This is a genomic window from Pseudobacter sp. (assembly GCF_051955275.1).
GTDB lineage: Bacteria > Bacteroidota > Bacteroidia > Chitinophagales > Chitinophagaceae > Pseudobacter.
Genome location: NZ_JBQCGW010000148.1, coordinates 1 through 13,827, shown reverse-complemented (window position 1 = coordinate 13,827; position 13,827 = coordinate 1). Strand labels below are relative to the sequence as shown.

The following is a 13,827-nucleotide window of genomic DNA, read 5'->3' as shown; positions in this document are numbered from 1 at the left end:
CTGACGCAGTGTACTTCTTTTCATCCATTCTTCATAGATCACTTCTTCCGAGTTCTCCAGATCCTGGTGGAACACCTCCGTCATTTTTTCACTGAAGGCCTGATCGTATATGATGGTATTGAGTTCGAAGTTGAGATCGAAACTTCTGAAATCGATATTGGCGGAGCCAACCATGCTGAGGGTGTCGTCTATCACGATGGTCTTGGAATGCACGAAGCCTTTCTGATACAGGAAGATGCGTACACCACATTCCAGCAATGGCTCAAAGTAAGACTGTGTGGCTGCATTCACTGTTTTGGAATCGGAGATGCCGGGAACGAGCAAACGCACATCGCACCCGCTCAGTGCGGCCTTTTTAATGGCATCGTAAATGCTGTTATTGGGAATGAAGTATGGAGTGGTGATATATACTTTTTTTTCGGCATTGGCGATGGCTGAAAAATAGCTGAGCATAACATCTGCCCGCGGGTAGTCGGGACCACTCACTGCGATCTGCGTGAGCATCGTAAAATCCGGGCGCCGCACAGGAACGGGAAAGATCTCTTTATTGGGAGTGAGGTTCTGATCGGAGCAGAAATTCCAGTCGGCCAGGAAATGGTATTGCAGGTTCAGTACTGCCGGCCCTTCGATCATCACATGTGTATCGCGCCAGTAAAGCTTTTTGGGGTCATCGCCATTGATGTATTTATCGGATACATTGATGCCGCCGGTGAAGCCCGTTTTACCATCCACGATGATGAGCTTGCGGTGATTCCGGTAATTGATCCGGCTGGCGAGGAATACGAAGTAGATCTTGTAAAAAGGATAGATCTCCACACCAGCGCTTTCCAGTTCGCGCACCCATCTTTTTTTAAGGCCGTTGCTGCCGAAATCATCGTAGATGAAGCGGACCTTCACGCCTTCCTGTGCTTTACGCATGAGGATGGCCTTGATCTGGTTGCCGATCTCATCATTGTCGTAAATATAATACTGCATGTGGATGGTGCTTTGCGCCGCTTCCAGCGCCTTGATAACATCCGGGAATTTGTTTTCCCCGTTGAGGAGGAGCTTGATATGATTGAGCGAGAGAAAGGACAGTGAATCCTTGATGAGGAGCCGGGCAAGCCCTGCAAAATTCCCTACATCATCGTGGTGGGTCTGGAGGAGGTGAAGAGCGGATTCATCGATGTCTTTGCGGAGCGCCTGCAGCAGGTATTCATCGGTGATGACCTTCTTGTTGTATATTTTCCTCTTTCTGTAATTGACGCCCAGTGCAAAATAAACAATGCTGCCTGCAACAGGCAGCACAATGGTGAGGAGAAGATACCCCAATGCCTTACTCACATTCACCGTATCGAAAATGATACGGATCATGGTAAAGATCATCAGGGCGTATACGCATACAAGGAGGATGACCTCTGTAACAGGACTCATATTTGATTGTTAAGGTGCGGCCGGGCCGGGGTTACCTTAGTACCTGAAGGTAGGACAAAGGCTCTGGCGGCGGTCGCCATTGTATTCGTCGTAATATCCGTTCTTCTGCAATGCAAATTCCAGGGCGCCGCGGGTATTGTTATACTGCTTGAGCCCTGAGTTGGTGGCATCGTAGGTGAAGGTAAGACGAATACTCTTCCATTCAAACCCGATCATGGGAATAATGGCATCCCCGGGGCGGTAATAGATACCGCCGAGCACCTGCATGGCTCCTTCTTCTCCCAGGTTGTACTGGTCATATGCGCCCCCCACGGTTTCGGACGCTTCTGCCTGGCGGGAATGGTAGACCATGGGATTCACGATCACATTTTCATGCACTTTGATACTGGCGTTGACAAACGCGGTATAACGCATAGGGATACGCGAATTTTCATCGCCTACCGGATCTGTATTGAAGAAGGATTCACGGGGCCTGTTGAGGTGCCAGGCCGATACGCCTGCATTGATATATACTTTATCTGTAGGGAAGAATGCATAGTTGAGGCCCATCTGCACATCAAAATAGTTCACGCTGGGATTATCCAGAACCGCGCTGGTGGGGAGTTTGCTGTCGAAGAAACTGCCGTCGAACTGATCGGGAAATTTCAGGTCCGCCGTATTTATGCGCTTGTTCACCCAGCCGATATTGAAGCCGGCAGAGATCAGGTGCGCAACGCCCACCATCTGGTGGTAGGCTACGGAACCGTACACCTTGGTGGAAGTGAGGCTACCGCTTCCTGCCTGGTCGCGTAGGATCAGGCCGCCAAGGCCCATCCAGCCGCTGGTGATCCGGTCGCGTAAGATCTGCGCATCGCCCCATACACTGTAGGTTTTATAAGGCATGGTCATGATGGTAGACCACTGGTTCCTGTAATTGGCGCCGATCCGGTAATCCGCATCGGGAATGAATCCTGTATTGGCAGGGTTGGTGCTCAGTGGTGAATTGAACCACTGAGAAAAGTGCAGGTCCTGCGCCTGCATGGTTCCCATGAAAAACAAACCTGCGAGGGTGAGGCAAACAGAAAGCCTTTTGCCGGAGCCTGTCCCTGCCTTTTTGCTGCACATTCCGGGTGACGTTTGGTTGGATCTCATGTGAAATGATTTATCGAATCAAAGTTATATCGCCTGTTTTCGTCAATCGTTTACCATCGGTGAACTGTACTTCCAGGGTGTACACGTATACATCCATAGGTTGCAGTTTCCCGTTGAAAGTACCGTCCCATGCGCCGAAGCGGCTATTGGTCTCAAATACTTTCTGTCCATTCCTGTTGTATATTTTCCAGGTCATGGAACTGATACCAAAACCTTCCACCTTGATGAGGCTGTTCCTGCCTCCGCGACCCGGCGTAAAGGCATTGGGCACATCCAGGAGCGGCTCTACCCAGGCATTCACCACTGCAAAGGAGGTGTCGGTACATTCATACTGGTTGAAAGTAACCAGCATCACATTGTAAGTACCGGTGGCATTGTACTGGTGCTGCGTGGTGTCCATGGTGGTTTTGGTACGCTCTTCACCATCGCCAAAAATGTATTTATACCTCACGCCTCCGGTGGAGTTGTTGTTGAATACAGCCGGTTTATTGATATCCGTATTCTGCAGGGCTGGTGAGATCTGGGATACCGGTTTCGGATTCACGGTGATAGTGAAAGTGGTATCGTGCACCTTGTTGCAGGTGGAAGTATCATATGCTCTCAGCCTGACGGTATAAGTGCCGAGGTTGGGGTAGAGATGCGTTGGGCTCTCTACGGTTGAGACCGGACTGCCATCACCGAAGTCCCATTCAAAATCATGGCCACCTACGGAGGTATTGTTGAATACCGCTTCATAAGGCTGGCAACCCATCCGTGGTGTAACAAACTGCGCGCGCACATTGGTGGCGATACGCAGGTTCTTGACCACCGTATCCGGAGAGTTACAGTAGCGGTCGTCATTGGCCAGGATCAGCTTAACCGGGTAAGTGCCTGGTCCGAAGAATTTATGTGTTGGGTTGCCCAGCCCCATAGTCACAGTTGGTGAGCCATCAGCATAATCCCAGGTAAAGGAAGTGGGCAGGAATGGCTTGCCGGCTGCCGGAGCAGAGAGGGTTGACAGGTTCAGCAATTCAAATTCGGTGGATTCACAGGGGCCGATCTTGCGCCAGGTGAAATCTATATCCGCCTTGTCGTTACGCACCACGATATTGAGATAAGCAGTATCGCGGATATTGCAGCTGCTAGAATCAACGGCGATCAATCTTACCCGGTAAGTGCCTACATTATTGTAAGTGAAAGCACCCTGGGGGCCGTTCTGGATATCATCGGTGATGCCGTCTCCGTCATAATCCCATTCATAGATCTGTGCATTGTCGATGGTGTCGCGGAAGGTCACTGAAAACGGCGCACAACCGAGTGTATCCGGCTTGCCATTGAAATATGATTTTGGTGCTGAGATCACACCTGCGAAGTTGAAGCGGATCTTCACAGCAGCAAGGTTACAGCCATTGTCTCCTGATCCGTTCTGTTGCGACCATACATTGGGTGTAACAGGGAAAGGGGAGTTCATGGGATACAACCTGGAGCGGAAGCAGTTGGCGCAGATGGCCTGGTAGATCACACCGAGCTCGTCATAGCGGCTGGTGCCACCATCCACGTGCTCGCCTTCACCTCCCATCTGTCCGAAGTAGGAACCGTATAACTGTGCAACGGCATCTTTCTGCATCACAAAAAAGTAGAAGTCGCGGTTGTCAGTGGTAGACTTGGATGCATCCGGCGTGATGGGCATACCCACTACACCGCCCGTACCATATGGGTTCTGTCCTGGTGCGATCCAGCCACCCCATCCTGAAATGTATACGTTCTCGCAACGGTCAACCAGGAAGGCTACCGGAGATATATTCGGTTGTGGGGCACCGTTACCAAAGACAGTGCTGTATTCAACGCCTGTGAGGTCACGTTTCAGTTTTACAATGAACTGGCTGGAGCCTGCGCGGCCATAAGCTGCATTTACAATGGGCCAGTTGCCACCTTCGGTGGTGCCCATCACATAGGGATAGTAATTGCGGTCGAAACGGATACCATAGATGGCATCGAATGCGCCGGTACCGAGATATGTCTTTTTGATCACATTGGCTCCGTTATTGGAGATCTGTACAATGAAACCATCCATGCTGCCTGCAAGGGAAGGCTGGTAAGAGCCGGTGGAACCACCGGGCAGGTCGGCGCTGTTGGTAGTGCCGGCCACGTAAACATCACCGGTAACGGGATGCACGGCCAGTACGAAAGCACCATCATCCCCACTTCCACCCAGGAATGAGCTCCACAGGATATTCTGACAATTGGGGTCGAGTTTGAGCACCACGCCATCCTGGCGTCCGCCGCCGGGTGCGGTCTGAAAAGCACCTGCCGTAGTGTAGAACCTGTCAGTACCGAGTGATTGTGTTTGTGCGGCAACATAAATATTGCCTGCTCCATCCAGTACCACTTCGCTCCTGGAATCATCTCCGTAAAAGCGCATGGTGGAAGCCACAAGAGGAGTTGAGCCATTGCTGCGCTGTCTTTCCTGGTAATTCACGCAGTCCGGGCCACTTCCGCCGATCACCTGTGAACCGATCAGGGTGGAACCGTCTGCACTGAGCTTGGTAACAAAGAGATCTGCATCGCCACCGCCGCCATGGATACTGCCTCCCGGGCTCATGGGGAAGGAGCTGCCTGAATAAGTACGTCCGATCATCACCAGGTTGCCCGCAGCGTCGCAGATAAGACTATGCGGATATTCTGAATCGCCGCCGCCAACATAGGTAGCCCATGCGCGCTGACCGGTGGGAGTGAATTTGAAGATGCCTACATCCGTGCCACGGTCGCCGGAACCACCCTGGTAATTCTGTTTGTAAGCACCGGGTGTGGTGCGGAAGCCTTCACCGAAAACGATACTGCCGGAAAACAAAGATCCGTCAGGTCCGGGAGTAGCTGTAAACCCGTATTCACTGGCAAAGGAACCGGTGAAGGATACAAAGATCACAGTGGGATCTATCACCAGCGTGCTGGTCTTAGAATAATTCTTTACTGCAAATTGTACGGTATTGCTGCTGGTTACCTGAAAACGGCATTCAACATCCTGCTTGCCACTGTTCATATCAAACTGGTAAGCGTAAGGATAACGCTCACGTACGGTACCAACCGAAGTTTTGATGTTGAGCTCCTCGCTTTTTACTGATAATTTCTCCACGCCTTCATACTGCATCACCACTTTATTGGGATCTGCGCCCGGGTGGACAATGATATCATATTTGAGATTGCCGTAGTCTGCATAATAACGTACATCGATTCCATCGTATACGTTCTTGTAGGTAAGTGCTGTGAATGTGCCTACGTTTTTTGCCCATTTGGAAGGATCGTTGCCAATGAAGTAACTGGTGTTGTTGGACACCTGTTTTTCCGGAACGATCTCCGGGTTGGGATTGCTGCCCGCGAAGATCACTTTGTAGGTATGTCCTCTGACAACGATGGGCTCTCCGGGAGGATTGGTACCACCTCCACCATTGCCGGGATCACTGGGGTTTTGGGTAGCATTGGTGCTGACCTTTGTATTGCGTGGAGGGCGGCTGATGCCGCCGCTATGATCGCCATGTCCAACGTGATAATTCTTGTAATAACGTTCGAGATCATCCGGGTGATGCAGGTTCACGGAAAACCCACGGGAGGTTAAGAAGAATGCACCTGAAGAAAATTCCCCTTTGAATTTGACTTCCCTTTCCCACTGGCCCTTGTTCTCAACGAATTCAAAGGAGCCGGAACCACTCTGTGCGGATAATTGTAGGGTGGCGAAGCAAAACAATGCAACGGCTATCAGATTTTTCCTGCCCAAGATTTCTTTTTTACAATTTACTGAAATAATATCTGTTATGGTAGTACCAGGAGCGGTAACACCTGCGGAAATTTTATGATATCTTACTCCAGGCAGTCTTGCCCTGTAAGGATTGCAGATAGTTTTTGAGAGGCAGGTTTTCTGCCGAGCTCAGGTCAGGATCAGTGTCGATGATATAGCCCGCCATTTCTTTGGCCAGCTCCAGCCATTCCCTGTCCTGTAATATGTTTGCCAGCTTGAAATTCAGCATTCCGCTTTGCCTGGTCCCCTCGATATCACCGGGCCCGCGCAGCTCCAGGTCTTTCTCCGCGATCTTGAATCCATCTGTAGTCGCCACCATCGTCTTTAACCGCTCAAGCGCATCATTGTTCAGTTTGTTGCTTGTTAATAAAATGCAAAAACTCTTCTCGCTTCCGCGGCCTACACGTCCTCTGAGCTGATGCAGCTGCGACAAACCGAATTTCTCGGCACTTTCTATCACCATTACGCTTGCATTCGGTACATCCACGCCTACTTCTATCACTGTGGTGGCTACCATAATCTGAGTGTCGTGGTCCTTAAAACGTTGCATATTGGTTTCCCGTATTTCGTTGGTCTGTCTTCCGTGGACCATACTGATCCAGAACTTCGGTTCCGGGAAATATGCTTTTACATTCTCATATCCTTTCATCAGGTTCTCATAGTCCATTTTCTCCGATTCTTCTATCAGCGGGAAAATGATGTAAACCTGTCTTCCTTTTTCAATTTCCGACCGCATGAATCCCATTACCTGGCTGCGGCTCTGTTCATAACGATGTACGGTCTGAATGGGCTTACGGTTGGGTGGAAGCTCATCCATTACGCTGTAATCGAGGTCGCCATAAGCGGTCATGGCCAGGGTCCTGGGGATGGGGGTGGCCGTCATCACCAGCACATGGGGTGGAATGGCTGCTTTTGCCCATAATTTGGCCCTTTGCGCCACGCCAAACCGGTGCTGTTCATCCACCACGGCCAATCCCAGTTTATGAAAGATCACGGGATCTTCCACCAGGGCATGGGTGCCGATGATGAAATGGAGACTGCCATCAGCCAGTTCTTCCAGTATTTTCTTTCTTTCTGATTTTTTGGTGGTCCCTGTGAGGATCTTCACGTTCACGGGAAGGTCTTTCAGCAGTTTGGCGATATTGGCATAATGCTGCCGGGCCAGGATCTCCGTAGGTGCCATGAGGCAACTCTGGTAGCCATTGTCGGCAGCCAGCAACATCACCAGTAATGCTACAATTGTTTTGCCACTGCCCACATCTCCCTGCAGCAGGCGGTTCATCTGTCTGCCGGAGCCTGCATCCTTTCTTATTTCTTTCACCACTCTTTTCTGCGCCCCGGTGAGTTCAAAGGGAAGATGGTGCTCATAAAAATTATTGAACAGCTCGCCTACCTGGGAAAAGACCACTCCTTTTGAGAAGCGGTGGCGCTGACTTTTGATGAGGCTGAGCCTCAGTTGGGCCACAAAGAACTCCTCAAACTTGAGGCGGTTCATGGCTGCCTCCCAGGCTTCTGCCGAGGGAGGAAAATGAATATGCTGCAAAGCCTGGAAACGGCTGACGAATTTGCCTTGTTTCAAAACACTGTCCGGCAGGTTTTCCGGCAGGTCCTTCTCCCGGAGCTGCGCCACCAGGGTCTGGGTGAGCTTGCCGATCTGCCTGCCGCCGAGGCCGCGGGCTTTGAGCTTTTCCGTGGTGTTGTAAACAGGCTCCAGGTAACTCTTCGTTTCCTTCCCCACTTCCTGGAGTGATTCAATCTCCGGGTGCGTCATCTGGGCCTGGCCATTGAAGAAGCTGACCTTCCCGAATACGCGGAAGCCTGAGCCGACAGTAACGGCTTTCTCCATATAATTGATGCCCTGGAACCAGATGAGCTCCATGGTGCCGCTCTGGTCGCGGATCTCGGCCACCAGCCTTTTGGCCCTTTTCTCGCCGATCACCCCCACGCTCATGACCCTCCCTGCCACCTGGATATAGTCCGTATTGGGCGTGATCTCCCGGATGAGGCTCACCCGGGTGCGATCCACATGCCTGAACGGATAATACTCCAGCAGGTCGCGGAAAGTGTGAATACTGAGTTCCTTCCGGATCATCTCCCCGCGCTGGGGACCTACTCCCTTCAGGTATTCAATAGGGCTGGCTAATATGTTCGGCGTTCCGGAAATGCTAAAAAATTTGGAGCAAAAATAACCTATTCTTTCACATACACTTCAATCCAGGAATTGCTGCTTGGTTTGCGCACTGCAGGAAATACATCGATCTGCTTGTATCCCTTGAGCAACGCTTCGCGCACGCGGAACGGATAGAAATTATTGGCGTATGGAATATACTCGTAGAGCACGAGGTCGTAATGTTTTTTATTGATACGGTCCACAAACATATCGGTCTGTTTGTCAAACATACCTACTCCCTGGTGGAACCAGAGCGGATAGTAATCGCCGGTTTCCAGTGAATAAGGGATCTCTGCAGCAAGGGTGGTGAGCTCGCTCATGTTCAGCACTTTCAGGTCCTGCTTTTTGATAACAGGATTGGCCATCAGTCTTTCGATACCGTCTACGGTAGGACCAGGCACCAGTATCTTCTCAAATGTTTTGAGATTGGGCACACGCCACTGGCTCAGCGGAACATCCGTGGTATCCAGGCTGAGGATATAAGTATTCCTGTTCACTACGTTCGGGTACTCTATACCGTTATACACGGTGGAAGCAACCGGTGTGCCGCCTCCTTTGAATACAAAGCGCTCGAAGTATTTCCACACCATATGGCTCCACCACATCATTACACCCAGCGCTCCTACGATGATGTATTTGCGCTGGTTCCAGTCGATCGGCAGAAAGCGGGCAAGCACCGTGAAAATGAAAATGAATGCGAAACTATGGTAGAAGATATTATTGTCGGCCGGCACATAGCTGGTCACCTGGAAGATGGCCGCTTCGGCCAGAATGCCCAGTGTGAGCAGGGTAAAGATCATCTCGGATTTATTGCGCCAGTATTCTTTCCAGTTCTTAATGGTCACCATCAGCAGCAATGCAATGATGAAGAGGTAGAACTTGAGCCACATCGAGCCATTCATGAATTCCTGCACAAAGTCTTTCGCAGAAACGCGGCTGGTATGCGGTGGCTGTCCATGATTGAACCAGTAACCGAAATTATGGCCTGTGAATGGCAGGATCATGGCCAGGGCCGTAACCACGGCTGCACCTGCAAACACAAAAACAGGCAGCCATTTCTTTTCCGTCAGCGCTGAATACCCCAGCAATGCCAGGCAGATGAGGAAGCCCAGTGCGCCGCCATCCTGTTTGGTGAAGAAGGAGAAGAAAAGGAACATGCCGGCGGGGATCAGCCAGAGCATCTGTTTCCGGGACTGGGAACTGGTGATGTATTTCAGCAGGAAGGCGATGCCGATCAGCTCAAACACAATCACGGTATGATTATACCATGGCCAGTAATTAAGGAAGGTATAAGAAAGACTGAAGAGCAGTACGCCCAGGAAACGTAGTCCGGGCTGTATTTTCAGGCTTTTGGCAATGCTCAGGAAGGCGAATCCTGATAAGAGATTGATAAATGCCTGTGCTTTTACCAGCGTGATCAACTGAGGACCAAAGATCTTGAAGAATGCGGCGGGTATTACCCAGTACATATAACCCAGTGGGATCCCGAAGTCTTTGTACGGTAGTTGTCCGGTTGACATGCGGTACGCGCCTTCCCAGCTAAGGAAAATATTGATCCGGTAGGGGAAAACGGCAAAGAGGGGAGCGATCGCTATCACCACGATCACCAGGATTTCGGCAATTGCCAGTAAACGTTTCATATTAACAAATATAATGTGCATCCCCTGAACATGGAAATGATCAGGCCCTAACCTTTTAGTGGTATTGCACCTTCGGGGATTTGGCTGTATCTTGCGCCCAGATAGCAAGCCTCATGCGAGACTATATTAAATTATTGCGGCCTAAGGACTGGGCCAAGAATCTGTTCCTTTTCGTACCTTCTTTTTTTGCAGGAAAACTCTTCAACCTGTACAAATTTGAATTACTTATCGGAGGTTTCTTTGCATTCAGTTTACTGGCCAGCAGTATCTATATTCTCAACGACTACCGGGATATCGAGTCTGACCGGAAACATCCCACCAAGTGCAAACGCCCGCTGGCAGCGGGTTCTGTGAGTAAGAACACTGCCCTCGTGATTTGTTTTCTCCTCATGGCAGGTGGCCTGCTGATCAGCTACCTGCTGGATAGCAGCGGCAAGTTCCTCTTCGTTACAACACTGTATTATGTATTGAATATCGGTTACTGTTTCGGGTTGAAGAATGTGAGTATTCTCGACATGATCATTGTGGCCACCGGCTTTGTTCTGCGGGTAAAAGGCGGATCCATCCTGGCCGAAGTTGACCTGAGCCACTGGCTGACCATCATGACCTTCCTCCTGGCCATTTTTATGGCTATCGCCAAAAGAAGGGATGATGTTATGCTGAAAGCCACTACAGGACAGGATATGCGCAAGGTGATCAAAGGCTATAACCTGGATTACCTGAATATCATGCTGGGCCTGATCTGTGCCATACTAATAGTGACATATATCAATTATACGGTCTCTTCCGCAGTGCTTTACAGCCAGTTCGGCCACCGTATCTATTATACCGCCCTTTTTGTGATTGCAGGAATTATGCGATATTTGCAAATCACCTTCGTTCTCAATAAGGCCGGTTCGCCTACCGAGATCCTGTACAAAGACCGATTTATCCAGGTTACCCTCCTCTTATGGATTGCCAGTTTCTTTTTCATTTTGTATATGAAAGATGTAACGATTTTTGATAAATAAAACGTCCTGGCAAGTTTGTTATGAAAAAAGTGATCGCCAACTGGGGCAATTACCCAGCTATGGAAAGTGACGAGCAACTGTTCTCTTATGATGAACAGTTACAGGAAATCATCCGTACCAGCCCACACTTCATTCCCCGTGGAAACGGCCGCTGTTATGGCGATGCCTCACTGGCCGGTGAAACCGTCAATACCCTCAAATACGACAAGATCCTCTCCTTTGATACTGCCAATGGCATTTTCGAATGCCAGAGCGGGCTCACCCTCGACCAGATACTGGAAGTGATAGTGCCCAAAGGATGGTTCCTCCCTGTTACACCCGGCACCAAGTTCATTACCGTTGGCGGCGCCATCGGCAGCGATGTGCATGGCAAGAACCACCATGTGGATGGAACTTTCGGGCAGCACGTGGTGGATATGGACATCATCCTGGCAGACGGCAAACAGGTTACCTGCTCCCCAACAGACCATGCCGATCTCTTTGAAGCCACCTGCGGTGGCATGGGACTAACAGGCATGATCACCCGAATTAAATTCAAATTAAAAAAGATCCCTTCCTCTTATATCAAACAGAAACAGATCAAGGCCGCCAACCTGGATGAGCTGATCAGGCTGTTTGAAGAATACAAACATTTCACTTATTCCATGGCCTGGATCGACTGCCTGCAGAAAGGCAATAGTTTCGGCCGGGGTATTATGACCATCGGAGAGTTTGCCAAACCCGAGGAACTGAATGAAAAACAACGCAGCGCCCCACTGGCACTGCCTAAGAAGAAGGCCATCACCATTCCTTTCAACTTCCCCTCCTGGAGCTTGAATACCCTCACCGTGAAGGCATTCAATTTTCTCTATTACAATAAAAATGTAAAGAAGGAAATCAGTAACGTGGTCACCTATGAGCCCTTCTTTTATCCGCTGGATGCGCTCCTGCACTGGAACCGCTGCTATGGAAAGAAAGGATTTGTGCAGTATCAGTTTGTGCTGCCGCTGGAAGCCAAAGAAGGACTGGTGGATATCCTCCGCCGCATCGGCGCCAAAGGCATGGGTTCCTTCCTGGTAGTGCTGAAAGTATTCGGCAAACAGGAGAATAGCCTCATCTCATTTCCTTTTGAAGGTTATACGCTGGCCCTGGATTTCCCCGTACGCAAAGGCCTCTTTGAATTCCTGGACGAACTGGACCAGGTAGTGCTGAAATATGGCGGCAGGCTGTACATGAGCAAGGATGCGCGCATGAAACCGGAAATGCTGGAAGCTGGTTACCCCAGGCTCCAGGAATTCAAATCCATTGTACAGAAGTACAATCCTGATGGAAAGATCCGCTCCATTCAGTCCGACAGGCTTGAACTTACAAAATAGAAACACAAAGAGAAAACAATCATAATGCCTACCGTACTTATTCTTGGCGCTGCATCCGATATGGCTGTGGCAATAGCAAAGAAATATGCCTCAAAAGGATTCCATGTGCAGCTTGCAGCCCGCAATACCGGCCGCCTGCAGGCACTTCAGTCCGATCTCGGCATCCGCTACAATATCACCTGCACCCTGCATGAATTTGATGCCCTCAACTTTGAAAGCCATGCCGCTTTCTTTGAAGGGCTCACGCAGAAGCCCGATGTTGCCATCTGCGTATTCGGGTACCTGGGAGATAATGAAATTGCCCGCGCCAACTGGGCGGAATCAGCTAAGATCATTCACACCAACTATACCGGTGCTGTATCCATCCTGAATGTGATCAGCAATTATTTTGCTTCCAGGAAAGCAGGCGTGATTGCCGGCATCAGTTCTGTGGCCGGACAACGCGGCAGGCAGAGCAATTATATGTACGGAAGCGCCAAAGCTGGTTTTACAGCCTATCTCTCCGGTCTACGAAACCGGATGTTCCATGAGAACGTACATGTAGTCACCGTGCAACCTGGTTTTGTGTATACCGCCATGACTGCTAACATGAAACTGCCTCCCATGCTCACTGCCAAACCGGAGGATGTGGCCAACACCGTGTTCAATGCCGTGGCTAAAAAGAAGAACGTGGTATACGTAAAATGGTTCTGGCGCTGGATCATGCTCATCATCTGCTCGATCCCTGAATTCATGTTTAAAAAATTAAAGCTGTGAGTAGAAGGATTGCTTTTTTCGATTTCGACGGAACCATCACCAGTAAGGATACCATGCTCGAAATGATCCGGTACACTTTTGGTCCGGGTAAATTCATGTTCGGCTTCCTGCTGAACAGTCCGTTCATCGTTCTGTACAAGCTGGGGCTTATCAGTAATCATGCTGCCAAGCAACGGGTGCTCCGCTTCTTTTTCGGCAAACTGGCTGCAGACAGGTTCAACCAGCTTTGCAAGGAGTACGCAGAAGAAGCCATACCACTGGTATTGAGAGGAAAGGCGTTGAAAGAGATCATGCAGCTGAAATCACAGGGTGCTTCTGTGGTAGTGGTGTCCGCCTCTCCTGAGAACTGGCTGGCTCCATGGTGTGAAGCCAATGGCTTGAAGCTGATCGCTACGCGTATGCAGGTGGACAAAGGCCATATCACAGGTAAGATCGAAGGACTGAACTGCCATGGTGAGGAGAAGGTCCGCCGCATCCGCGAATCATACGATCTTTCACAATACGATCAGATCTTCTGTTACGGAGATACAAACGGTGACAAGCCCATGCTGGAACTTGCCACCGTATCATTTTTTAAACC

9 protein-coding genes are annotated in these 13,827 nt (G+C 50.1%); 4 read left to right on the top strand and 5 right to left on the bottom strand.

The genetic code is table 11. The features are described from left to right. The 5 genes from cls to ACTHMC_RS12660 form a co-directional block, all read right to left on the bottom strand. The coding region (gene cls / locus ACTHMC_RS12680; protein WP_440413497.1) for a cardiolipin synthase at window positions 1–1,413 on the bottom strand (1,413 nt) is incomplete at its 3' end. A 36-nt stretch (window positions 1,414–1,449) separates the two neighbouring features. Further along, complete coding sequence (locus ACTHMC_RS12675; protein WP_440413496.1) at window positions 1,450–2,544, bottom strand: PorP/SprF family type IX secretion system membrane protein; 1,095 nt, start codon at window positions 2,542–2,544, stop codon at window positions 1,450–1,452. A 10-nt stretch (window positions 2,545–2,554) separates the two neighbouring features. Then, window positions 2,555–6,295 (bottom strand): DUF7948 domain-containing protein, encoded by a 3,741-nt coding sequence (locus tag ACTHMC_RS12670; protein ID WP_440413495.1) that lies wholly within the window; start codon window positions 6,293–6,295, stop codon window positions 2,555–2,557. Between the two features lie 73 nt (window positions 6,296–6,368). Continuing rightward, the gene (gene recG, locus ACTHMC_RS12665; RefSeq protein ID WP_440413498.1) at window positions 6,369–8,462 is read right to left on the bottom strand and encodes an ATP-dependent DNA helicase RecG; all 2,094 of its coding nucleotides are present in this window, start codon (window positions 8,460–8,462) and stop codon (window positions 6,369–6,371) included. 44 nt (window positions 8,463–8,506) lie between these two features. Next, window positions 8,507–10,126, bottom strand: coding sequence for a hypothetical protein (locus ACTHMC_RS12660; RefSeq protein ID WP_440413494.1), 1,620 nt, complete (start codon window positions 10,124–10,126; stop codon window positions 8,507–8,509). 113 nt (window positions 10,127–10,239) lie between these two features. On the opposite strand from ACTHMC_RS12660, the gene ACTHMC_RS12655 reads away from it, so the two are divergent. From ACTHMC_RS12655 to ACTHMC_RS12640, 4 genes are all read left to right on the top strand, one after another. After that, the gene (locus tag ACTHMC_RS12655) at window positions 10,240–11,136 is read left to right on the top strand and encodes a decaprenyl-phosphate phosphoribosyltransferase (RefSeq protein ID WP_440413493.1); all 897 of its coding nucleotides are present in this window, start codon (window positions 10,240–10,242) and stop codon (window positions 11,134–11,136) included. Between the two features lie 20 nt (window positions 11,137–11,156). Then, window positions 11,157–12,491 (top strand): FAD-binding protein, encoded by a 1,335-nt coding sequence (locus ACTHMC_RS12650; protein ID WP_440413492.1) that lies wholly within the window; start codon window positions 11,157–11,159, stop codon window positions 12,489–12,491. Window positions 12,492–12,515: 24 nt separating this feature from the next. Then, window positions 12,516–13,247, top strand: coding sequence for an SDR family oxidoreductase (locus ACTHMC_RS12645; protein ID WP_440413491.1), 732 nt, complete (start codon window positions 12,516–12,518; stop codon window positions 13,245–13,247). Then, window positions 13,244–13,827 (top strand): HAD-IB family hydrolase (locus tag ACTHMC_RS12640; RefSeq protein WP_440413490.1); only part of this gene is annotated, 584 nt, incomplete at its 3' end. The genes ACTHMC_RS12645 and ACTHMC_RS12640, both read left to right, overlap by 4 nt.

What these genes read in the sequence shown, in the direction of transcription:
- ACTHMC_RS12675 (WP_440413496.1), bottom strand. Translation starts at nt 2,544, where the DNA reads ATGAGATCCAACCAAACGTCACCCGGAATGTGCAGCAAAAAGGCAGGG.
- ACTHMC_RS12660 (WP_440413494.1), bottom strand. Translation starts at nt 10,126, where the DNA reads ATGAAACGTTTACTGGCAATTGCCGAAATCCTGGTGATCGTGGTGATA.
- ACTHMC_RS12655 (WP_440413493.1), top strand. Translation starts at nt 10,240, where the DNA reads ATGCGAGACTATATTAAATTATTGCGGCCTAAGGACTGGGCCAAGAAT.
- ACTHMC_RS12650 (WP_440413492.1), top strand. Translation starts at nt 11,157, where the DNA reads ATGAAAAAAGTGATCGCCAACTGGGGCAATTACCCAGCTATGGAAAGT.
- ACTHMC_RS12645 (WP_440413491.1), top strand. Translation starts at nt 12,516, where the DNA reads ATGCCTACCGTACTTATTCTTGGCGCTGCATCCGATATGGCTGTGGCA.